At 30.8% G+C, this 21,446-nt stretch carries 25 protein-coding genes; 18 read left to right on the forward strand and 7 right to left on the reverse strand.

The genetic code is table 11. The annotated features are described in order from the left end of the window. Complete coding sequence (gene guaB / locus ANASTE_RS08365; protein WP_007050571.1) at positions 1–1,464, reverse strand: IMP dehydrogenase; 1,464 nt, start codon at positions 1,462–1,464, stop codon at positions 1–3. A 430-nt stretch (positions 1,465–1,894) separates the two neighbouring features. Here guaB and ANASTE_RS08370 point away from each other — a divergent pair, with 430 nt between their 5' ends. The 5 genes from ANASTE_RS08370 to ANASTE_RS08390 are packed head-to-tail and all read left to right on the forward strand — an operon-like array spanning position 1,895 to position 5,274. Next, complete coding sequence (locus tag ANASTE_RS08370; RefSeq protein ID WP_007050572.1) at positions 1,895–2,659, forward strand: ParA family protein; 765 nt, start codon at positions 1,895–1,897, stop codon at positions 2,657–2,659. A gap of 1 nt (position 2,660) precedes the next feature. Further along, positions 2,661–3,542, forward strand: a complete 882-nt coding sequence (locus ANASTE_RS08375; protein ID WP_007050573.1) for a ParB/RepB/Spo0J family partition protein — start codon at positions 2,661–2,663, stop codon at positions 3,540–3,542. 1 nt (position 3,543) lies between these two features. Further along, positions 3,544–4,380, forward strand: coding sequence for a hypothetical protein (locus ANASTE_RS08380; RefSeq protein ID WP_007050574.1), 837 nt, complete (start codon positions 3,544–3,546; stop codon positions 4,378–4,380). 23 nt (positions 4,381–4,403) lie between these two features. Continuing rightward, complete coding sequence (locus tag ANASTE_RS08385; protein ID WP_007050575.1) at positions 4,404–5,081, forward strand: CvpA family protein; 678 nt, start codon at positions 4,404–4,406, stop codon at positions 5,079–5,081. Between the two features lie 16 nt (positions 5,082–5,097). Further along, the gene (locus tag ANASTE_RS08390) at positions 5,098–5,274 is read left to right on the forward strand and encodes a DUF951 domain-containing protein (protein WP_007050576.1); all 177 of its coding nucleotides are present in this window, start codon (positions 5,098–5,100) and stop codon (positions 5,272–5,274) included. A 50-nt stretch (positions 5,275–5,324) separates the two neighbouring features. Here the strand turns inward: ANASTE_RS08390 and ANASTE_RS08395 are convergent, their stop codons facing one another. Next, positions 5,325–6,269, reverse strand: a complete 945-nt coding sequence (locus ANASTE_RS08395) for an AEC family transporter (RefSeq protein ID WP_039945439.1) — start codon at positions 6,267–6,269, stop codon at positions 5,325–5,327. Positions 6,270–6,406: 137 nt separating this feature from the next. Between ANASTE_RS08395 and ANASTE_RS08400 the strand changes: the two genes are divergently transcribed. Genes ANASTE_RS08400 through ANASTE_RS08410 form a run of 3 tightly spaced genes read left to right on the forward strand, consistent with a single transcriptional unit; the run spans position 6,407 to position 8,342 of the window. Then, the gene (locus tag ANASTE_RS08400; RefSeq protein ID WP_039945440.1) at positions 6,407–7,165 is read left to right on the forward strand and encodes an acyl-[acyl-carrier-protein] thioesterase; all 759 of its coding nucleotides are present in this window, start codon (positions 6,407–6,409) and stop codon (positions 7,163–7,165) included. Further along, positions 7,155–7,628 (forward strand): 23S rRNA (pseudouridine(1915)-N(3))-methyltransferase RlmH, encoded by a 474-nt coding sequence (gene rlmH, locus ANASTE_RS08405; protein ID WP_007050580.1) that lies wholly within the window; start codon positions 7,155–7,157, stop codon positions 7,626–7,628. The genes ANASTE_RS08400 and rlmH overlap by 11 nt, the downstream gene beginning before the upstream one ends. Positions 7,629–7,649: 21 nt before the next feature. Further along, on the forward strand, positions 7,650–8,342 hold the full coding sequence (locus ANASTE_RS08410; protein ID WP_007050581.1) for a YoaK family protein: 693 nt from the start codon (positions 7,650–7,652) through the stop codon (positions 8,340–8,342). Between the two features lies 1 nt (position 8,343). On the opposite strand, the gene ANASTE_RS08415 is transcribed toward ANASTE_RS08410, so the two are convergent. After that, entirely contained in the window at positions 8,344–9,408 is a 1,065-nt protein-coding gene (locus ANASTE_RS08415; protein ID WP_007050582.1) for a GntR family transcriptional regulator, read from the reverse strand. Positions 9,409–9,427: 19 nt separating this feature from the next. Then, positions 9,428–9,763, reverse strand: coding sequence for a GntR family transcriptional regulator (locus tag ANASTE_RS08420; RefSeq protein WP_039945442.1), 336 nt, complete (start codon positions 9,761–9,763; stop codon positions 9,428–9,430). A gap of 154 nt (positions 9,764–9,917) precedes the next feature. On the opposite strand from ANASTE_RS08420, the gene ANASTE_RS08425 reads away from it, so the two are divergent. The 10 genes from ANASTE_RS08425 (at position 9,918) to ANASTE_RS08465 (ending at position 18,425) form a co-directional block, all read left to right on the forward strand. Beyond that, positions 9,918–11,498, forward strand: a complete 1,581-nt coding sequence (locus ANASTE_RS08425; RefSeq protein WP_007050584.1) for a PAS domain-containing sensor histidine kinase — start codon at positions 9,918–9,920, stop codon at positions 11,496–11,498. 34 nt (positions 11,499–11,532) lie between these two features. Then, positions 11,533–12,291, forward strand: coding sequence for a response regulator (locus ANASTE_RS12245; protein ID WP_007050585.1), 759 nt, complete (start codon positions 11,533–11,535; stop codon positions 12,289–12,291). A gap of 323 nt (positions 12,292–12,614) precedes the next feature. Beyond that, on the forward strand, positions 12,615–13,139 hold the full coding sequence (locus ANASTE_RS08430; protein ID WP_007050586.1) for a nitroreductase family protein: 525 nt from the start codon (positions 12,615–12,617) through the stop codon (positions 13,137–13,139). Positions 13,140–13,373: 234 nt separating this feature from the next. Next, positions 13,374–13,967 carry an ECF transporter S component gene (locus tag ANASTE_RS08435; protein ID WP_007050587.1) on the forward strand — a complete coding sequence of 198 codons (594 nt, stop codon included), beginning with the start codon at positions 13,374–13,376 and terminating at the stop codon, positions 13,965–13,967. Positions 13,968–13,977: 10 nt separating this feature from the next. After that, positions 13,978–14,748 carry a type III pantothenate kinase gene (locus ANASTE_RS08440; protein ID WP_007050588.1) on the forward strand — a complete coding sequence of 257 codons (771 nt, stop codon included), beginning with the start codon at positions 13,978–13,980 and terminating at the stop codon, positions 14,746–14,748. After that, entirely contained in the window at positions 14,729–15,718 is a 990-nt protein-coding gene (gene dusB, locus ANASTE_RS08445; protein WP_007050589.1) for a tRNA dihydrouridine synthase DusB, read from the forward strand. Before ANASTE_RS08440 ends, dusB begins: the two co-directional genes overlap by 20 nt. Before the next feature lie 16 nt (positions 15,719–15,734). Continuing rightward, positions 15,735–16,610: a YicC/YloC family endoribonuclease gene (locus ANASTE_RS08450; protein WP_007050590.1), complete on the forward strand. Its 876-nt coding sequence runs from the start codon at positions 15,735–15,737 to the stop codon at positions 16,608–16,610. Positions 16,611–16,612: 2 nt separating this feature from the next. After that, positions 16,613–17,098: a GNAT family N-acetyltransferase gene (locus ANASTE_RS08455; RefSeq protein WP_007050591.1), complete on the forward strand. Its 486-nt coding sequence runs from the start codon at positions 16,613–16,615 to the stop codon at positions 17,096–17,098. 12 nt (positions 17,099–17,110) lie between these two features. Then, on the forward strand, positions 17,111–17,659 hold the full coding sequence (gene gmk, locus ANASTE_RS08460) for a guanylate kinase (RefSeq protein ID WP_007050592.1): 549 nt from the start codon (positions 17,111–17,113) through the stop codon (positions 17,657–17,659). Positions 17,660–17,756: 97 nt separating this feature from the next. Beyond that, positions 17,757–18,425, forward strand: coding sequence for a beta/alpha barrel domain-containing protein (locus tag ANASTE_RS08465; RefSeq protein ID WP_007050593.1), 669 nt, complete (start codon positions 17,757–17,759; stop codon positions 18,423–18,425). 48 nt (positions 18,426–18,473) lie between these two features. Here ANASTE_RS08465 and ANASTE_RS08470 read toward each other — a convergent pair whose 3' ends face one another. From ANASTE_RS08470 to ANASTE_RS08480, 3 genes are all read right to left on the reverse strand, one after another. Further along, positions 18,474–19,421 (reverse strand): calcium/sodium antiporter, encoded by a 948-nt coding sequence (locus tag ANASTE_RS08470; protein WP_039945447.1) that lies wholly within the window; start codon positions 19,419–19,421, stop codon positions 18,474–18,476. A gap of 115 nt (positions 19,422–19,536) precedes the next feature. Then, a complete protein-coding gene (locus ANASTE_RS08475) occupies positions 19,537–20,106 on the reverse strand; it encodes an ANTAR domain-containing response regulator (protein ID WP_007050595.1) in 570 nt (189 codons plus the stop codon). A 34-nt stretch (positions 20,107–20,140) separates the two neighbouring features. Further along, positions 20,141–21,436 carry a glutamine synthetase family protein gene (locus ANASTE_RS08480; RefSeq protein WP_007050596.1) on the reverse strand — a complete coding sequence of 432 codons (1,296 nt, stop codon included), beginning with the start codon at positions 21,434–21,436 and terminating at the stop codon, positions 20,141–20,143. Between the last annotated feature and the right edge of the window lie 10 nt (positions 21,437–21,446).

The raw sequence follows: 21,446 nt of genomic DNA on the forward strand, positions 1-21,446 counted from the left end.
TTAAAATTCTCTTGTATAGTTTGGAGATTCTTTTGTTATTGAAATATCATGAGGATGAGATTCCTGAAGTGACGCAGCTGTTATTTTAACGAAGTTTGCATCATTTCTAAGTTCTTCGATGGTACCGCATCCGCAGTACCCCATTCCTGCACGAAGACCGCCTATTAATTGGAATACATTATCGGCGATATTTCCTTTGAATGCAACTCTGCCTTCAACCCCTTCCGGAACAAGTTTCTTTTGTCCGCTTTGGAAGTATCTGTCTGAAGAGTTGTTTGCCTGTGACATAGCCGCAACGGAACCCATTCCTCTGTATGCTTTAAATTGTCTTCCTTGATATATTATAAGTTCGCCCGGAGCTTCTTCCGTTCCCGCAAACATACTTCCAAGCATTACAGTGCTTGCTCCTGCCGCAATAGCTTTAGTGATATCTCCCGAGAATTTGATACCTCCGTCGGCAATTACAGGAACTGAGTATTTATTACCTACTTCCGCACAGTCCATTACCGCTGTGATTTGAGGTACACCTATTCCTGAAACAACTCTTGTAGTACAAATAGAACCCGGTCCCATACCGACTTTGACTGCATCCGCTCCTGCTTTTATCAAATCTTCTGTAGCTTCTCCTGTTGCAACATTACCTGCGATGATTTGTAAATCAGGATGAACTTTTTTGATTTTCTTTAACCAGTCAGAAACATTCGTTGAATGTCCGTGAGCTGTGTCAAGTACAATAACATCAACTTTTGCATCTACCAATGCTTGAACTCTTTCCATTGTATCTGCTGCTGTTCCGACTGCCGCACCTGCAAGAAGTCTTCCTTGTTCGTCTTTTGCAGCATTTGGATATTGGATTTTCTTTTCGATATCTTTAATTGTTATAAGACCTTTTAATTTAAAGTTTTTATCTACTATAGGAAGTTTTTCAATTCTGTTTTTCTTAAGTATTTTTTCAGCTTCTTCTAAAGTCGTACCTTCGGCTGCTGTGATCAAGTTGTCTTTAGTCATAGCATCTTTTATTTTTTTCTTAGGGTCTCTTTCAAACCTTAAGTCTCTGTTTGTAATGATACCTACAAGTGTACCTGTTTTATCTGTAATAGGCACTCCCGAAATTTTATATCTTGCCATGATTTCATTTGCGTCTTCAACTACATGTTCAGGTGATAAAAAGAATGGATCTACAATAACCCCGTGTTCGCTTCTTTTTACTTTATCAACTTCGGCTGCTTGTTGTTCAATAGTCATATTCTTATGAATAATACCTATACCGCCTTGTCTTGACATCGCTATAGCAAGCTTTGATTCTGTTACAGTATCCATTCCCGCACTCATTAGTGGAATATTAAGTTTGATTTTCTTTGTTAAATATGTTGATGTGTCTACCTCTGAAGGGATAACATCGCTTTTTCTCGGTATTAATAACACATCGTCGAATGTTAGTCCTTCTTTTAAAATTTTACCCATGATTGCCTCCTTATAATATAAAAAAATCGAAGATAAAGTCCTTGCTATCTTCTAAAAAGTAAACTGTATTTTAATTTATATATATATTAATGCAAAAAGTCTTTTTTGTAAACATAAAAATCAATAAAAAATGAGAAAAAATTGTTAAATATCAAGGTGATTAGAATATTCTTATCTTAATAAAAATTAAATTGCTGATTATATGAATTATAATATGAAAACAGTTATTTATTTAAAGATAAATGTTTGAATTTTCAAAATAAATTCAAGTTAAATTAAGCTTAAAATATTATAATATATAATATTTTATTTACTATATAAATTTTAATGTTTCACGTGAAACATTTTTTAATATTAAATTTATTGAAGGGGTACTTTTTCTGTGTTACAATGTAGAAAGTAAAAATATAATAGGGAAGAAGTAAGAAATATGACAAAGATAATATCATTATTTAATCAAAAGGGAGGCGTTGGTAAGACAACAACCGCAGTTAATTTATCTGCATGTCTTGCTAAAATGGATAAAAAAGTCCTTGGGATAGATCTTGATCCTCAAAGCAATTTTACCAGCGGACTGGATATAGATAGAACTAAGCTTGAATACAGTACATATGACATTATTGTCAACGATGTAGACGGAAGTAATGTCGTTATAAATACCGAAGTTGAAAATTTAGATTTGATACCTTCAAGTATAGATCTTGCAAGTGCTGAGATTGAAATAGCAAGTAAGCCGAAGAGAGAAACGATTTTAAAAAGACATATAAGTTCGCTGATTGCTGGCTATGATTATGTTATTATAGATTGTGCTCCTTCTTTGGGACTGCTTCCAATCAATGCTCTTTGTGCATCAAACAGTGTTCTTATACCTATACAATGTGAGTATTATGCGCTTGAAGGAGTTAGTCAGCTGATGAATACTATCAATCTTGTTAAGAAAGGTATAAATCCATATTTAAAAGTAGAGGGTGTACTTCTTACGATGTTTGATAATAGGACTAATCTTTCAACTCAGGTAGTTGAAGAAGTAAAAAGATTTTTTGGAAATAAAGTTTACGAAACGATTATCCCAAGAAATATAAGACTTGCCGAAGCTCCAAGTTTCGGTCAAACGATTGTGGAATATGATCCTTCTTCAAAAGGTTCAAAAGCTTATATGAATTTAGCGAAAGAATTACTTAAAAAAGGGGAATAATATGAAAAAAAAATCAGGCGGTCTCGGGAAAGGACTTTCTGCACTCATCCCTCAGGAAGATGTAGATGGTGTTTTCAGTGAAAATAACGAGCATGATATAAAAAAAGTAGATATTAATTTAGTTAAGGCAAATGCAAATCAGCCAAGAAAACATTTTGATAAAGAGAAAATAAAAGAATTATCCGATTCGATTAAGGAACACGGTGTTATTCAGCCTTTGCTTGTTGTAAAAGAGGATAACGAGTATGTCATCGTTGCGGGAGAGAGAAGATACAGAGCTTCTATCCTTGCGGGGCTAAAGGAAGTTCCTGTAATAATCAAAGATTACAGCGAAAAGGAAATAAGCGAAGTGTCTTTGATTGAAAATCTTCAAAGAGAAGACTTAAATGAAATAGAAAAAGCTGAAGCATATAATGAGTTAAAAGAGAGTTTTAAAATGACGCAGGAAGATATAGCAAAAAGACTTGGCACCAGCAGAGCAAGCGTTGCAAATACTTTAAGGCTCCTTTCTTTAACGGAAGATATAAAGAAAGCCATAAGAGATAATAAAATATCGGCAGGGCATGCAAGAGCGATCCTTTCGGTCGATGAAAAATACAGAGATGAATTTTTAGAGGAAATTATAAGTAAAAACTTATCTGTCAGAGAAAGTGAAAAATTAAGTAAGGAATTTAAAGGTAATAAAAACGATAAACCTAAAAAAACAATTAAAGAAAAAAAGGAAAATCCCTATATTGTAGATTTGGAACACAAGATGTCTTTAACATTTGGAACAAAAGTTAAGCTAAATGATAAAGGTAATAAGGGAAGTATTGTAATTGATTATTATTCAAATGAAGATTTATCGAGACTTTTAGAACTTTTTAATATAGAGGATAAATAATATGACAAAAAAAGAAACTAAATACTTTGGTACGGCGATGTTGGTAAACGGACTACAGCTTTTATTATGTTTTATAATATATATTGTAGGAATGATAGTTAGTGTTAATAATGTAGTTATAGCAATGATAATGCTTATTGCAGAAGTAATAATATGGTTGATATGCGGGTTTAAAGTTGCAGTAAGCGGGGACATGGACAAAGTAGGGAAATTGTTCTTAGCTGTTTTGATCGCTTTATTCCCAATATTATTATATACCGGTATATCATATGGTGTAAGTAAACTTGTACCTATGGAAAGTCAGGGCTGGACTCATTTCTTTTTCCTTGGCGGACCTCTTATATTTTTCAATAAGCCAATTACACTATTTATGGCTATGTTTAAAGGCAGCGGATATATACTGTTTTTAGTGAATTATGCGGTAATGGGTATTTCTTATTTCATAGGAGAGCTTTTGGGATATGCTATTAATGGCGGCAAAAGAAGAAAAAATAAAAGAGATGATAAAGAAAACAATATAGAATCTAAACCGAATAAAAAAGATAAAAAAGCAAAGAAAGAAAAAAAGAATAAGCGAAAACTAAAGAAAAAAGAAAAAGTAGAAGAGGACAGCGAAAAAGTAACAGAAGAAATTGATGATGAATTATCATACAAGAAAAGTGAACTAAACGAAATTTCTAATGATAACGACAAAATAGAAGAAGCCTTGGTTACGGATACGACCACTATAACAAAAGATTTAGATGAAAAAGAAGATAAGTTAGCTGAGGAAATTGTAAATAGTATATTAAAGGAAAATTTAAAGGAGCAAAAAGAACCTAAAAATGAAGATAAATAAGTCTTCTTTAAAAGGAAAATATTATGCTGACATGGATTGATATTTTAATAATTGTAATTATTGGTATATGTATTATACTCGGAGCTTATAAGGGGCTTGTTAAAAGTGTATTTTCTTTAGTAACTATTGTTTTAAGTTTTATAGTCGCGAAGATTTTTACTCCGGTCCTTTCGGGCTGGCTTATAAATAATACTAATATAGAAAACACTATACATAACTTTTTTAAAGTTAAAGATACTCTTCCCAGCGTTCCAAGCGGGGTAAGTGATGCTTCAAATAGTGTAAGCGTATGGTTTAACAGTTTGAACCTCGGTGAAGTCCCTAATTCCGTAATCAAGTTTTTTGAAAACTTATGGAACAATGGTGTTCAAGCTGCGGGAAATGCAAATTCGACAGTTGTGGATATAACTACGGCGTCTATAGTTTCATTTATCTCATTTATTGGATTATTGATATTTGCCTTTGTAGTTATTTCTTTGTTGGTAGAGGTATTAAATTTAGTTACAAAACTTCCTGTTATCAGTACTTTTAATACAATAGGAGGAGCTGTATTTGGATTTTTAAAAGGGCTTCTTTTAAACCTTGTGATAATAAGTATATTATTTGTTATTGCAATATTTTTAAAGGATTCACCTCTTAATATAGCACTGAGAGATTCCTTATTTGCAAGTTACTTTTATATAGGATATATTCTGTTTTGATTAGGAGAATTATATTATGGAAAATTATCTGGTAAATGACATTGTAATGATGAAAAAAGGACACCCATGCGGGACCAATAAATGGGAGATAGTAAGGATAGGCTCTGATGTTAAACTTGAATGTATCCAGTGTAAAAGGATAGTTACTTTATCACGAGCAAAATTTAATAAAAGTGTAAAGTGTAAAGTTTAAAATAAAAGAGACTGTTTAGTCTCTTTTTTATTTATGTTTCACGTGAAACATTATATTAATCCCATACTTTTTAATATAAACAGCCAGCCGGTAAGGGTAAAAGAACTCAGCATTGTTGTAAGCATGACTGCGTTGGAAGTAAGTATACCCTCATGTCCCATATTTTTTGCCATAATGTAACAGCTTACGGTCGTTGCGGAACCAAGCATAACCAGTATATTTACAAGATATTCGTTTTTGTAACCTATATATACTGCCAGAGGAAGGAATAATGCACAAAAGGCTAATAACTTTAAAAAACTGCATATCAGTGCAGGTTTAATATTATTAAATGCTTTTTTAAAATTAAAGCCGGCGCCGATTACTATTAATCCCAAAGGCGTTGCTAAGTTGGCAAGGCTTATAAGTGTTTTATCCAAAATCGTAGGTTTGGGGATTTTTAGTATGGACCATATCATACCTATGAGTATCCCGAGTATTATAGGGTTTGTAATTACATCTTTAATCGTTGATTTAATTGTATTAAAAGTAAGTTTATCTTTAGTAGGTTTTAAGAAAGATAATACTATTACTGCAACTATATTATATAAGGGAACAGCTCCTATTATCATAAGAGGAGCTACACTTATATTTCCATATATATTTTGTACGAATGCTATTCCTATAATTGAAGCCGAGCTTCTATATGAGGCTTGCACGAATTCTCCCTGTATTGATTTATCTTTTAAAAACATGGAAACTAAATATGATATTGCCACAGATAGCAAAGTAACTATAAAGCAAAATATTACAAATTTAGTATCCCAATTTTTAATAAAATCCGTTGAGCTTATATCCTGAAATAATAGAATCGGCAAAGCTACGGTAAATACAAATTTATTTAATGAAGATAAAAAGTTATCATTGAATATATTTAACTTTTTTAAAATAATGCCTACTACCATTGTTAAAAAAATCGGTAATGTAGCATTCAAGCTGAAAATCAAGTTGTCCATATATGTCAGTCCTTCCGGAAAAATTTTACCATATAAAAAGTATAAAGACAATAAAGTATGTTTATATAATTTGAAAAATAGAAAAGACGTAGTATAATGTAAGGCAGAAGAATTTTAACATAATGTTAGGAGCAAAAATGAAACAATTAAAATCGTATATAACTGAAAATCACAGGGTCAAATATTCAAATGCAGATAATAATAATATGCTTAAACCGATGGAAGCCGCCAGATGGTTCCAAGATATATTTTTAAGGCAGGATGAAGTTTTAGGTATAGAAAGGACCAGTGATTTTACATGGATATTATTGAATTATGATATGAACATTTATAAATATGGTAAAATCGGAGATAAAGTAAAGATAGAAACATATCCTTATTCATTCAACAGATTTTACGGGAATAGGATGTTTTTCCTAAAAGATGAAAATGATAATGTCATGATAGAAGCAAAGACAAGATGGCTGCTTGTTGAAAAGGATACTTTGAAGATAAAAAAAGTAACAAAAGAAATCGCAGAGGTATATGACCTTCATGAGATAGAAAAGGGGAAGGGTTTTGAAGTAGACAATATAGAAGATAAAGTGTTTATTGATGTAGAAAAAAAGCCTTTGCAAATTAGAAGGTCTGATTTGGATATAAATAATCACGTCAATAATACATTATATTTTTCTTATTTTTATGATTATATCGATAAAGAAATATTAGATAAATATATCCCTTATAAAATCCAGCTGACATATAAAAAGCAAATTACTATTGATGATGAACCATATGTCTATACAAAAGATATAGTAGAGGATGAGCAATATTATACTAATGTTAAAATATGTAATGATAAGAATGAAATTTATACTTTGATAAAAATATTATGGAAGAAAAAAGATGAATGTTAATATAATATGTGTAGGAAAATTAAAAGAAAAATATCTTAAAGAAGCAGAAAGTGAATACTTAAAGAGGATTTCAAGATTTGCTAAAGTTAAAATCATTGAGTTAAATGATGAGAAGTTAACCGGTAATAGCTCTTTGGATATTTTGGCGAAAAATAAAGAAGGGGAGAATATTATAAATAAGATACCAAAAAATTCTTATATTTTTGCCATGGATATAAAAGGCAAACAGAGTACATCCATTGATTTTGCAAAGGAATTAAATGATTTAAGTATATCCGGAAAGAGTGATTTCACCTTTATAATAGGAGGAAGTTTGGGGCTTAGTGAAGAAGTGTTAAAGAGGGCGAATAAAAAAATGTCATTTTCTTTAATGACTTTTCCGCATCAATTATTCAGAGTAATGCTTCTTGAACAGATATACAGATGTTTTAAAATAAACAACAATGAAACATATCATAAATAAAAGACTTTTTAGGGGATAATTATGACCGGAAAAAGACAAATGTCGGAGACATATATAATAGGTATGATCCTCGCCGTAGTAGGAGGATTTTTAGATGCATATACTTATATTTCAAGGGGAAAAGTATTTGCAAATGCTCAAACTGGGAATATCGTACTTCTCGGAGTGAATTTTGCAGAAGGAGAATTTAAAGAAGCGGCTTTTTATCTGCTTCCCATTCTTGCATTTTTTGTAGGTATAATAGGGGCGGAGATGATTAAAAAAAGACATAAATATAATGAAAACATTCACTGGAGACAAATTGTAATAATAATAGAAATCATTGCGCTTCTCATAGTAGGTTTTATACCTTCAGGAAGATTTGATATGCTGAGCAATATATTGATATCTTTCGTATGCTCGCTTCAGGTTGAAAGCTTTAGGAAAGTCAACGGAAATGCTTACGCAACTACTATGTGTACCGGAAATTTGAGAAGTGCTACGGAACACTTATATAACTATAAGCAAACAAAAGATAAACGAATACTTAAAAATAGTTTGCAGTATTATGGAATAATATTATTTTTTATAGTCGGAGCATTGATTGGAAGTATATTGACTCATATCTATTTTGTTAAAGCTGTTCTGTTTGCTTTGATAGGACTTATAGCAGTATTTGTATTGATGTTCATTGAAGAAGTTGAAGTAATAAATGAAAATAAAAAAAGAGTATAATTTACTCTTTTTTTTGTAGGACTGATTTTGCTATATCTTGTACATTTTCTAAAATCTTTACCATTATATTTGAAAAAGCATTTGAATCTCTTTTATCCAGTATTTTTAATATATGGTTTATATCGATTGTTTCTTTTTCCTCATATATGATATTAATTGGATAAAGCCAAAGAATCAAAGCAAAATAACGTGTATAAACCATTTTAATAAATTTTGATTTCGAAAATAATATAATAGAGGATAAATAAGCAAATATTATATCGAGTGATTTTTTATTATCTAAAGAGATTATTTTTTTCTTTATATTATCAAAATCATCATTTGAAAATTTTGAAAAAATCAGCTCGTTCATTTCCAATGCGTTTAATTTTAAAATTTCCAAACTTTCGTAGCCCAATTTGATATTTTTGTTTATAACCTTATTATTAAAATTATCTAAATCTATATTTTCTATACTTACCTTTGTGCCTTTTCTCGGAATAGTTTTAACTATACCTAATGTACCTAAAAGGTTAATCGTTCTTCTTATTGTACTAAAAGAAACGTTATATTTTTCTTCCATTTTTTTAAATGAAGGTAAATAGGAATTTATTTTATAAGTTCCATAAAAAATTTCTCCTATTATCTTTTCTGCGACTGAATAGCATTTTTGCGGTCTGTCTCTATATATATTCCATATGAAAGGTATTTGTTCATTAGATATTTTTGATTTATCATTTGGATATTTGATATATTTTTGTATGTCTTCCAGTAAGATATCTTCGAATATAAAATAATTCTTTAAAAACTCATCAGTCTTGTGATTTTTACAGCTCTTCAATATATTATCAATTGCATCTTTGTAATTTTTTCTATCCTGAACGTTTATATCGTTATCTTCCATAAAAGAATAAAAGTTATAATTTATACCATCGAAATAGGGAAATTTATAAAATAAAATTATTTCATTAAATAAATTCATTGCTAATTTGTTTCCGAGTTTTTCAAGTATTGCACTCCCCATAGTAAATGATAAATATGTATCTCTGGGATCGGTATTTAAAATAGTATTATATAAAATATTCATATCTTCTTTTTCCAGATATTTATAGTCCTTTTTTTAATATTGGATTTATCATTGAAGGTGCAATCTCATTTATATCCGTTATTGAATCAACTCTTTTTAAATAATAATTATTTATATAACTTTTTATTTCTTCATTTGTAGATTTATAAATCACTGTTGCTTTTTTACCTGCTGAAATTTCTATAAATCCATTATTCCTAAGTTTATATAATGTATTTCTTGCAGTTTGAGGTGCAACCTGAAATTTATAACATAAGTGTTCAATGGAAGGTAACTTTTCTCCAAATTTTAAATGTCCAAATAATATTTGCGTAGAATAATATTCATACATCATTTCATAAAATGCTCTGTTCACAATATCCACCTGATAAATTTAAATAATATCTTTTCTTGATATATATTAAAGTATTTGTTACAATAAAGCTATATATACATGAACACAGAAACTTTGTATATTTAACATAGATATTTACAATTAGTTGTTTATCCGTGTATGGGAGAAATATATTATGGAACATAATACAAATGAAACAGATAAATCGCTGCCGTTAAGTGAAGAATATAATAACCTGATGGGTACTATGAAAGTCAGTGTAAGCAAACACCTTTTAGATGAATACTTCACAACCGTTTGGGCTAACGATTATTATTATGATTTGATTGGTTATCCAAAAGATGAATATGAAGTAAAATTTAAAAATCGTCCTGATATTTATTATAAAAAACATGGATATTTAAATGAGCTTGAAGAAATTACGAAGACAGTAATTGAGACTATTAACAGCGGGAAAAGTGATTATAGTATTATAACCAGGCTTCCAGTCAAGGGTAAAAAGGGACATGTATGGGTAAGGATGAATGCAACTTTTACCGATGAAATAATTAATGGCAAACAGGTATCTTATACTGTTATAACAAATATAGATGATTTGGTTCAAACCCAGAAAACTCAGCTTATAACAACCAATAATTTGCCGGGATTGATTTTTAAAGGTATTATAAAAAATGATAATGAACTTGAGCTTTTGGATATTCAGGATAAAAATGATAAATTACTTAATTATAAAAATGAACATTACAATATGATGTCTGACTTTAACAGGCAGATAATAAAAAATCACTTAATAGATATAAAAGCCGGTAATCACATACGTTTTTTAGCAAAACTTAAAGATAATAATGGTGAAAATATATGGATGCAGATAAATGCAGATTGTATAGATTGGATCAGAGAAGAACCTGTTTATTTATTTGTATGCATAGATGTGACCGATTTAACGGATTTAAGAAAAATGCAAACAAAGCTTGAAAAACAATCCGTTGAGCTCCAAAAAGCATTAAAAGAAGCGAAAAATGCCAATAGGGCAAAATCAGAGTTCCTTTCAAGTATGTCTCACGATATAAGAACTCCGATGAATGCTATCATGGGTATGACGGAAATAGCACAAATGAATATTTTAAATACCGATAAAGTAAATGATTGTTTGAAAAAAATATCTATATCCGGACAACATTTGCTTGGACTTATAAATGATGTTTTGGACATGTCCAAAATTGAGAGCGGAAAGATGACGTTAAGGAATGACTCTGCGTCTTTACCCGAAGTATTGGAAAATGTAGTATCTATTCTTCAGCCAATGGTAAAATCCAGAGAACAATCATTTTCTATTAGAATTCGTAATTTAGTACATGAAGACTTTTACTTTGATGCATTGAGACTTCGTCAATGCTTTATCAATATTTTATCTAATGCTACTAAATTTACACCTGAAAAAGGAAGTATTACTGTAGATGTTGAAGAAGAATACACGGGTGATCCTGACTATTCCAAATTAATGTTTACGTTTACTGACACGGGAATAGGTATAAAAGAAGAATTTTTAAATAATATTTTTGATTCCTTTACTCGTGAGAAAGACGGAAGAGTCGATAAAACCGAAGGTAGCGGACTTGGGATGGCTATTACTAAAAAAATAGTAGACATAATGAATGGAACTATCGAAGTAAAAAGCAAAGTGGGCATGGGAACAACATTTATCGTGACTCTTCCTCTTAAAATAGATAAAAATAAAAGATTACACATTACCTAATATAAATGTACTCGTAGTTGATGACGATGAAATTATGTGTGAATATACAGTCAGCAGTCTAAAGACCTTAGGTGCAGAAGCAGAGTGGGTAGACAGCGGTAAGTATGCTGTTGAAAAAGTAATAAAAGCTCATGATGAGAAAAGAGATTTTGATATAGTAATCCTTGACTGGATGATGCCGGATCAAGACGGTATAGAAACGGCGAAGAAAATCAGAGCTTCAATAAATGATGATATCCCAATTTTAATCGTTTCAGCATATGACTGGAGCGAAATAGAGAATAAAGCTGTGGGAGTGAATGGATTTTTACAAAAACCATTGTTCCGTTCAACTCTTTACAGAGCACTTGAAAAATATGTTCTTAAAACAAATGAAGAAGATTATCTGGGCAGGAAAACTAATAATTATGATTTTACAAATAAAAATATATTACTTGTCGAAGATAATGAACTTAACAGAGATATCGCAGCGGAGTTATTATCTATAACTAAAGCTAATATTGAATGTGCTTCAAACGGAAAAGAATGTTTGGATATGTTTAAGTCTTGCGAAGAAAATTATTATGATATTATTTTAATGGATATTCAAATGCCTGTTATGAATGGATACGAAGCCACAAAATTAATTAGAAATTTAGAAAGAAAAGACTCTAAAACTATTCCTATTTTAGCTATGACAGCAGATGTATTTTCTGAAGATATCCATGCGGCAATAACTGCCGGCATGAACGGATATCTCTCAAAACCGCTTAACAGCAGTATCATGTTGAAAGAAATAAATAAGTTGATATAAAAAAGAGTGTTTTTTACTCTTTTTTATTTTACTATGTTAATAAAAAAATGATTATCAAAAGTGTTATAGCTATAAATATAATACCTATAATATATTTTTTTTGATTTATAGTAAATTATATTTTAGTTTAAAACCTATTTCTACCAATTATCTTAAATACAACTACATACCTTTTAAGTGCTGTTTAGTACTATAATATTATTTTCGTTGTAAACACATGTAGAATTAAATCAGTAAACAAAATAAATTTTTATTGCATAAGTTTCACTTTAATTTAATATTTGGGGTTTATAATATTGATAAATAGCATAGGAGGTATAATTATGAGCAATGCAGTTATAGAAAATATTTTATCAAGAAGAAGTGTAAGAAGTTATTTGGACAAACAAGTAAGTGAAGATGACTTAAAGTTAATATTAAAAGCTGGTGAGTATGCACCATCGGGTATGGGGAAACAGTCTCCGGTAATAGTAGCAGTTCAAAATAAAGAAACCATAGATAAGTTTGTTAATATGAATGCTGAAATCATGGGTACAAATTCAAATCCTTATTATGGTGCTCCAACTATTATAATAGTCCTTGCAGATAAAAATGTAAGTACACATATTCAAGACGGAAGTTTGGCTCTTGGCACTATGATGCTTGCCGCACATTCTCTCGGGATATCGACTTGCTGGATCAACAGGGAATATGAAATGTTTAACACAAAAGAGGGAAGAGAACTGTTAAATGAATGGGGAGTTAGTGATGATGTTGTCGGAGTGGGAGCTTTAGCTTTAGGGTATTCAAAAGGTGATGTTAAAGAAGCTAAACCAAGAAAAGAAAATTATAGTATTATAATTAAATAATAATGAAAAGAGCATATTAATATGCTCTTTTTTGTAAGTTTATGAATAATTACAATAGATAATAAAAGATTTTTATTTAAAAATACATTTATATTATAAGAAATTATCTTTTTTTGCCGAAAAAAGATTTTTTATTGACAATAAAATGGGTGATGATATAATGTTCTTAACTACAAAAAAATCGTCTTGCATCCTTTATATATAGTAGATGAGGAGTGAGAACGGAGGTTAATTATGAGTAATAGATTATTTAAAGACACAAAAGAGTTTACTTTTTTAAGTATTATGTTCGGGATTACAATTTTCTTCACTTACACTGCGGGTATGATTCCTGCCGGTATGGCGTCTGTTGCAATTCTTTGTTTTATTCCAACAGTAATCACATCTTTGATTTACGGTCCCGTTAAAGGTGCTTTTATGGGAGCACTTGCCGGGTTGGTTTCTTTATCAAAAGCGATTTTAATGCCTGCGGGTATATTGGACCCTTACTTTATTAATCCGCTGGTATCGGTTTTACCAAGAATTTTTATCGGTGTAGTTCCGTATTATATTTACAAGCTGACTAAGAGTATAGTAAAAGCAAGCAGTATAGCTTCATTTTTATCAGGTGCACTTGGTGCAATCATAAATACTGCGCTTGTAATGCCGATGTTATATTTTCTTTACGGAACCGAAATTGCAAAGACAGTGGGAAGTTCGTTCAAAGTTTTACTTATAGGTATAATATCTTCTTCAATGTTGATAGAAGCAGCTGTAATGGGAATATTTACTCTTGCAGTCATGGCTGTTTATATAAAGAAAAATCCTAATATTAAGGCAGAGCAATAGGAGAGAGAAAATGATTTTAGTTATTGATGTCGGTAATACTACGACTCAGCTTGGTATTTTTAAAGATGATAAGTTAATACACGAATTTAGGTATATTACAAAGCAGGATAGGACCAGTGATGAAATAGGAACACTGATCATTACTTTTTTTGCACATTTTAATATCGATATCAAAGATTTTAAGGGTGCAATAATTTCAAGTGTTGTACCTGATGTCAATTATCACCTTGTTAATGCTATAAAGAAATATTTATGTGTGGAGCCTTTAATGGTTGGAAGCGGAATCAAAACCGGTATCAATGTAAGGACAGATAATCCCAAAGAGGTAGGAGCCGACAGGATCGTAGATGCGGCTGCTGCTTATAATTTGTATAAATGCCCGGTTATCGTGGTAAATTTCGGGACAGCAACGAGATATGATTATGTAAACAGAGAAGGTGTATTTTCTTATGCGGTTACTTCTCCGGGAATTCAAATTTCTGCGGACGCACTTTGGAAAGGTGCCGCAAAACTTCCTAAAATAGAGATAGAAAAACCTAAAAGCATACTTGCAAGCAATACGATAACAAGTATGCAGGCAGGACTTGTATATGGATATATCGGTCAAGTAGAATATGTAATAAAGAAAATGAAAGAAGAGTTGAACACAGAAGGCATAAAAGTCGTTGCCTGCGGCGGATATGGAAAAATAATATATCCGGAAACCGATGTGATTGATGTATTTGATCCATTATTAACATTAAAAGGACTAAAAATTATTTATGACAAAAATAAAAAATAATTATTTTGAAGACTTACTAAAAATAAATAAAGCTATCTTGGCACCTATGGCAGGGGTAACGACCCTGCCATATAGATTATTTATGAGAGAAATGGGATGTAAGATTTTTATAAGTGAAATGGTCAGTGCCAAAGGTCTATATTATAAAAGCAAGAATACTTTTCCTTTAATGGAAACCAATGAGCTTGAACATAAGGATTCCGTGACGGGTATTCAGATATTTGGAAGTGAGCCCGAAATAATGGGGGAAATCACTGAACGATATATAAATGATACCGCCTTTGATTTCATTGACATCAATATGGGATGTCCGATGAAAAAAATAGTAAATAACGGAGATGGTTCCGCTCTATTAAAGGATTTGGATAAAGCAAATAAGGTAGTCAGAGAAGTAAAGTCAGCTTCAAGTAAACCTGTCAGTGTTAAGGTTAGGCTCGGTTTCAACGAAAATATCATTGAGGATATTATTAAAGCTATCGAAGACGGCGGTGCGGATATGATAACCGTTCACGGGAGGACGAGAGAACAGGTTTTTACCGGGGAGGTTGATTATGACGGAATAAAAAAAGCTAAAGAGACAGCAAGCGTCCCGCTTATTGCAAACGGTGATTTGGATAACTATCTTAAGGCAAAAGAAAAAATGGATTATACCGGTGCTGACGGTGTTATGATAGGCAGAGGTGCAAATTATGATCCATTTATTTTTTCTCAATTCAATGAGTGTATTTCAGGTAAAAAAGTAAGTGAGTATTCTCTCAGAGATAAAATAGATGCGGCAAGAAAGCATTTTGAAATACATTTAAAATATTCAAAGGATAAAAAGAAAGTAATTGAATTTAGAAAATACTTATATTGGTATATCAAAGGTATAAAGAACAGCGCTAAAATCAGGAACAGTATTAACAATGTTAACGAAATAGATCAAGTATATGAAATATTTAATAGAATAGACGATATATTGGAGTTATAGAAAAGGGGAAAGTATTATGAAAAGCATGACAGGTTTCGGAAGAGGAGAATACAGAAGCGAAGCTTTGGTAATAGATGTTGAGATTAAAACCATAAATCACAGATATAGAGATTTTAATATAAGATTACCCAGGAAATATTCTGCTTTTGAAGAAAAAGTAAGAAATCTTATAAGCAAGAAAGTAAACAGAGGAAGAATTGATGTCTTTATTAAGACAGAAAAGTTCGGAAGTGAAGATGTTTCTTTGGTTTATGATGAAAACCTTGCTAAAGAGTATTATGATATTTTAAATAAAATCGGATGTAATTTTTCCGATATTAAAAACGATATTACAATTACTACCATAGCAAGATATCCCGAAGTTATAAAAACGGAAGAAGCTGAAATTGATTTGGAAGAACAATGGAAGTATTTTGAGGAAGCAATAAATGAGGCTGTAGATACCTTGGTTGAAAGCAGGAGACTTGAAGGCGAAGCCCTTAAGCTGGATTTCATAAAAAGGATAGATATTGTTGGCTCTGAGACTGAAAAAATCTCTGAATTGGCTCATGATATACCGGTGAATTATGCCAAGGAGCTCAATGATAATATAGAAAAATATAAAGTCGGAGTAATCGATTCCGACAGATTAGCAACCGAAATTGCTTTATATGCAGAAAAAGTAAATATAACCGAAGAATTGGTAAGATTAGATAATCATCTTAAATCCTTCTTAACTATAATAGAAAAGAAAGAACCTATAGGAAGAAAACTGGATTTCTTGCTTCAGGAAATAAACAGGGAAGCGAATACAATAGCTTCAAAATCAAACAGTTTTGAAATTAGTTCATCCGTAGTTGAAATAAAAAGCGAACTTGAAAAGATAAGAGAACAAATTCAAAATATCGAATAATAATGAAGTATGAAATAAGGTTAATAGATAAACCGGATATACATATATTGGAAAAATTTCTATATAATACTATTTATATCCCCGACGGCAGTACACCCTTAGATAAGAGTATAATATATAATAAAGAAATTTATAATTATATTGAAGGAGTGGGAAAAGACGATGATATTGTTTTAGGATGTGAATATAATAATAAAATCGTTGCTTTATCTTGGAGCAGGATATTGAATGGGGAAGTAAAGGGCTATGGGAATATTGATGATAAGACTCCGGAGATTGCTATTTCTGTTTTAAAAGGATACAGAAATAAAGGTATGGGTACTTCTTTACTTAAAGAACACCTTAAAGTACTTAAAAATAATAATTATAAAAGAGTTTCTTTAAGTGTAAACAAAGAAAATTATGCTCTTGATTTGTATAAAAAGCTGGGATTTGATATAATAAAAGAAAATAATGAAGATTATATTATGGTATTAAATTTTAAATAATAGGAGATATTGATGAGGGGAAAATTATTTGTTATTTCGGGACCTTCGGGGAGCGGCAAAAGTACTATTTGTAAAGAACTTGAGAAAGAAGAAAATATAAAAATATCGATTTCCGCAACAACCAGACCTATGAGGAAAGGTGAAGAAGAAGGCGTTAATTATTATTTTTTGAGCAATGAAGAATTCCAAAAGAGAATAAAGAAGAAAGCTTTTTATGAGTTTGCAAGCGTATTTAATCATTACTACGGTACACTTAAAGAAAAAGTTGATGAAATGCTTGACGGTGGATATAATGTAATTCTTGAAATAGATGTTCAGGGTGCTATGCAAATAAAAAGACAAAACGATAAGGCGATATTAATATTTATAATGCCTCCGAGTGAAGAGGAACTCATCGAAAGACTTACAAACAGGAAAACCGAAAGCGACGAACAGTTGAAACTTAGAATTGCGACGGCTAAAGAAGAGATATTATTTAAAAATAAATATGATTACATAGTAGTAAATGATGATATAAATAGAGCCGCAAATGAAATTAAAGATATCATAAACAATAATTAAACTGATTTATTTTAAATCAGTTTTTTCTTTATATAATTATATTTGTGCTTTATAATTTTTTTATGATATATTATAAATATATTTAGGGAGGTAAAAAATGAAATATAAAATAAGCCCATCTCTTATGTGTATGGACCTACTTAATATAGAAAGTCAAATAAAAACTCTTAATCCATATGTATATTCTTATCATGTTGATATAATTGACGGAGTATATTTTAAAAACTTTTCTTTCACACCTCCTTTTATGAAGGCTGTAAGAAAAGTAACTTCCGCAAAATTAGATGCTCATGTTATGCTCGTTGATCCTTTTTACTATTTGGAAGAAATGGTCGACTGCGGTGCGGACTGTGTAAGTATTCATTCTGAAAAACTTATTAATGAAGCATTTAGAACTAGTAAGTTTTTACATGCAAGAAACAAAGAATTCGGTGTGGTACTGAGTCCGGAAGTATGCGCGGAAACTTTATTGCCTTATATATCCGAAGTAGATAAAATCACTGTAATGACGGAAGAACCGGGGTTTGCGGGCGGTGATTTTATACCCGGAACTTTAGACAAAATAAATCAACTAGTTAAAATCAGAGAAGAAAAAGATTTGCATTTTTTAATAGAAGTTGATGGGGTAGTAAATAAAGAGCATTTTAAGGAATATAAAGAAGCCGGGGTAGATATTTATATTGTCGGAAATAGGGGATTATTCAGTCTCCATGAAGATTTGGATACTGCGGTAAAAATGACTTTAAAACAAATTGAAGAAGCGTAAATAAAAAGACTTCAATTATGAAGTCTTTTTTTATTATTTATTGAAGTGTTATCTGTTTATAATGTAAATCATGTAAATCAAATACATTAAAATCATTACAAATCCTTCTTTTTTACTTATTTTATCTTTAGATATACAGAAGAAATAAGTGATTATACTTACTATGCAAAGTATAATTAAATCAAATACAGATTCCATTGAAACTGCTATCGGATGAATGAATGATGCCATACCTAAAATCAACAATATATTAAAGATATTTGACCCTATTATATTTCCAAGAGCCATATCACTGTCACCTTTTCTTGCGGCAACAATACTCGTAACCAGCTCCGGAAGGCTTGTCCCAAGAGCTATTATGGTTAGCCCTATCAAATTTGCGCTTAAACCTAAACTGGACGCTATTGAAGAAGCAGAGTCAACAACTGCGTCTCCTCCGTATATTACACCTAAAAGTCCCAGTAGTATATATAATATACTTTTTGTAGGTGAAAGAACTATAAAATCTTCATCTAATTCTTCTCTGTTTTTAATAGCAGAAACGACCATATATATAATAAATAGTACAAATAATACTAATAGGATAAGACCTTCAAGTCTTCCGAGAGTAATATTATTATTTCCAAATATAAAATCGGAAATGAAAAACAGTAATAGTATACTTATTATAATCGAAAATGGATATTCTCTTTTAATAATACTTTTTTTAACTATTATTGGTGTAATGACCGCGCATACTCCGCCTACGATTAAAAGATTAAATATATTTGAACCTACCACATTTGCTATAGCGATCGCATTTTGTCCTTTGAGGGCTGCGGAAATACTGACAGCTGCTTCCGGTGCGCTTGTTCCCATTGCGACTATAGTAAGTCCGATAATGATTGTAGGTACTTTTAATAGTTTTGCTACCGAACTGGAGCCTTCCACAAATAAGTCTGCTCCTTTTATAAGAAGTATAAATCCTATTATAAGAAATATTATGTCTCTGATCATTTTATCTCCTTTTTGCATTAAAAAAACTTATGTTACATACATAAGTCTTTTTTAATCTACGTATGTTAATTCTTCCTTGAATTAAAAAATATTTTATAATATAAGAGTTGATATGTCAAGAAATATTGTATTTGACTAAGATTTCTTTAGCTATTTGATATCTGCTTAATCGGCGGTTCATAGCTTCTTTTTCTATATATTTATGTGCTTCATTTTCACTTAAGTTCTCATTCTCTATAAGTACTAGTTTAGCCCTGTCCACAATTTTTATTTCTTCAATTTTATTTTTTAGCTTGTCATTTTCTTTTTTTAAAGAAATAAGTCTGTTCTTTACCGACATTTGCAGTCTGAATGATTGATAAAAAAGAGATTTTATAATAGGTTTTGATATGACCAATACTCCGAAACTTTCTACATCTGCACTTATTTCTTCGGATACTTCACTTTTAACGATTAATAATGTCCCTATATTTAATCTTGATAGGTCCATACTAAGTTCGGTACCGAATTCTTCTCTGAGAGGAGTGTTGATTATGGCTATTGATAATTCATTATTTGAGGCATATCTCCTTGCTTTTGATGCGGAAGTCGTGGTAACTATTTGGATATCATCGTATTCTTTTAATAATTCACAAAGTGTATCTTTTGATTTTTCATTTGCAGATACTATTAATATTTTATCCAAATAATCACCCCCTGTTATAAATATAATTTATTATTTAATCCATTAAAAAATACTTTAGTTCTTGTATATCTTCATCTATCTTTAAATCTTTTTTTCTTTTTTCCGTAAAGTTATAAACTAGATTTTTTCCTAAACATTCTTTTGTAAATGTACTGTTTTCAAATATTTTTAAAGCACTTTTAAAGTTTTGAGGAAGCATATTTACTTCTGCCGGCAAATCTTCTTCCATAATAGATTTAATATTTGCACTCTTATCTATTTTTTCTTTGTTTTCTATACCTTTTAAACCTGCCAGTAAAATCAAGGCAAATGCAAGATATGGATTGGCAGTCGGGTCTACCGACCTTAATTTAAATTTTGCTTTATCTTTATTAAATGTAGTGACTTTAATCAATGTATTTGGATTTTTTTCTGACCAAGTAATATATTTAGGTGCATGAAATTCTCCAAATCTTTTATATGAATTCCTTGTCGGGTTTAAAATAGCGGTTATTTCATTTATTCTATTCATTATGCCAGCTATGAAAGATTTAGCTTCATCTGATTTATGAAGACCTTCAGATAATATATTTTTACCGTCTTTAAATAATAGAAGGCTTACATGGAGTCCGCTGCCATATAGTTCTTTTAAAGGTTTAGGCATAAATGTCGCATAACCTCCGTTTTTATTTGCTATGGATTTTACGATCCATTTAAATGTAATGAAATCATCTGCTGCCGTCAGCGGATCCCCATATCTGAATTTGATCCTATGCTGTCCGGGACCTCTTTCATGGTAAGAGCTTATCGGAGTGATTCCCATTTGCTCCAGTGTAAGACAAATTTCTCTACGTATATTTTCACCTTTATCCAAAGGAGATACATCAAAATATCCTCCTTCGTCATAAGGTATCATAGTAGGATGTCCTTCTTCATCGGTTTCAAAAATATAAAATTCACATTCCGCTCCGATTTTTGCTAAATACCCCATATCCTTTGCTTTATTAATTGCTTTTTTTAGAATATATCTTGAATCATTTTCGAATAATTCACTTGTGGGATATTTTACATCACAAAAAAATCTTGCAACTCTTCCTTCCGAAGGTCTCCATGGTAAGATAGATAGTGTAGAAGGATCCGGATATAGTAAAAGATGACTGCTTTTGTCATTTAAAAATCCATCGATTGAAAATCCGTCAAAAGAAATTCCGTTTGCAAAGGCATTTTCAAGTTCATCTGACATTATAGCTATATTTTTTTGCACCCCGAAAATATCACAGAATGCTAATCTAATGAACTTTATATCGTTTTCTCTGACAAAGTTAATTACTTCCTTTGTTATACTGTTCATATACTACTCC

Origin of the sequence: Anaerofustis stercorihominis DSM 17244 (assembly GCF_000154825.1) — a bacterium.
In the GTDB taxonomy this organism is placed as follows: Bacteria; Bacillota; Clostridia; order Eubacteriales; family Anaerofustaceae; genus Anaerofustis; species Anaerofustis stercorihominis.

Excerpts from the sequence above, each read along its gene's own strand:
- guaB (WP_007050571.1), bottom strand. The coding sequence starts at position 1,464 with ATGGGTAAAATTTTAAAAGAAGGACTAACATTCGACGATGTGTTATTA.
- ANASTE_RS08370 (WP_007050572.1), top strand. The coding sequence starts at position 1,895 with ATGACAAAGATAATATCATTATTTAATCAAAAGGGAGGCGTTGGTAAG.
- ANASTE_RS08375 (WP_007050573.1), top strand. The coding sequence starts at position 2,661 with ATGAAAAAAAAATCAGGCGGTCTCGGGAAAGGACTTTCTGCACTCATC.
- ANASTE_RS08380 (WP_007050574.1), top strand. The coding sequence starts at position 3,544 with ATGACAAAAAAAGAAACTAAATACTTTGGTACGGCGATGTTGGTAAAC.
- ANASTE_RS08385 (WP_007050575.1), top strand. The coding sequence starts at position 4,404 with ATGCTGACATGGATTGATATTTTAATAATTGTAATTATTGGTATATGT.
- ANASTE_RS08390 (WP_007050576.1), top strand. The coding sequence starts at position 5,098 with ATGGAAAATTATCTGGTAAATGACATTGTAATGATGAAAAAAGGACAC.
- ANASTE_RS08395 (WP_039945439.1), bottom strand. The coding sequence starts at position 6,269 with ATGGACAACTTGATTTTCAGCTTGAATGCTACATTACCGATTTTTTTA.
- ANASTE_RS08400 (WP_039945440.1), top strand. The coding sequence starts at position 6,407 with ATGAAACAATTAAAATCGTATATAACTGAAAATCACAGGGTCAAATAT.
- rlmH (WP_007050580.1), top strand. The coding sequence starts at position 7,155 with ATGAATGTTAATATAATATGTGTAGGAAAATTAAAAGAAAAATATCTT.
- ANASTE_RS08410 (WP_007050581.1), top strand. The coding sequence starts at position 7,650 with ATGACCGGAAAAAGACAAATGTCGGAGACATATATAATAGGTATGATC.
- ANASTE_RS08415 (WP_007050582.1), bottom strand. The coding sequence starts at position 9,408 with ATGAATATTTTATATAATACTATTTTAAATACCGATCCCAGAGATACA.
- ANASTE_RS08425 (WP_007050584.1), top strand. The coding sequence starts at position 9,918 with ATGGAACATAATACAAATGAAACAGATAAATCGCTGCCGTTAAGTGAA.
- ANASTE_RS12245 (WP_007050585.1), top strand. The coding sequence starts at position 11,533 with ATGTGTGAATATACAGTCAGCAGTCTAAAGACCTTAGGTGCAGAAGCA.
- ANASTE_RS08430 (WP_007050586.1), top strand. The coding sequence starts at position 12,615 with ATGAGCAATGCAGTTATAGAAAATATTTTATCAAGAAGAAGTGTAAGA.
- ANASTE_RS08435 (WP_007050587.1), top strand. The coding sequence starts at position 13,374 with ATGAGTAATAGATTATTTAAAGACACAAAAGAGTTTACTTTTTTAAGT.
- ANASTE_RS08440 (WP_007050588.1), top strand. The coding sequence starts at position 13,978 with ATGATTTTAGTTATTGATGTCGGTAATACTACGACTCAGCTTGGTATT.
- dusB (WP_007050589.1), top strand. The coding sequence starts at position 14,729 with ATGACAAAAATAAAAAATAATTATTTTGAAGACTTACTAAAAATAAAT.
- ANASTE_RS08450 (WP_007050590.1), top strand. The coding sequence starts at position 15,735 with ATGAAAAGCATGACAGGTTTCGGAAGAGGAGAATACAGAAGCGAAGCT.
- ANASTE_RS08455 (WP_007050591.1), top strand. The coding sequence starts at position 16,613 with ATGAAGTATGAAATAAGGTTAATAGATAAACCGGATATACATATATTG.
- gmk (WP_007050592.1), top strand. The coding sequence starts at position 17,111 with ATGAGGGGAAAATTATTTGTTATTTCGGGACCTTCGGGGAGCGGCAAA.
- ANASTE_RS08465 (WP_007050593.1), top strand. The coding sequence starts at position 17,757 with ATGAAATATAAAATAAGCCCATCTCTTATGTGTATGGACCTACTTAAT.
- ANASTE_RS08470 (WP_039945447.1), bottom strand. The coding sequence starts at position 19,421 with ATGATCAGAGACATAATATTTCTTATAATAGGATTTATACTTCTTATA.
- ANASTE_RS08480 (WP_007050596.1), bottom strand. The coding sequence starts at position 21,436 with ATGAACAGTATAACAAAGGAAGTAATTAACTTTGTCAGAGAAAACGAT.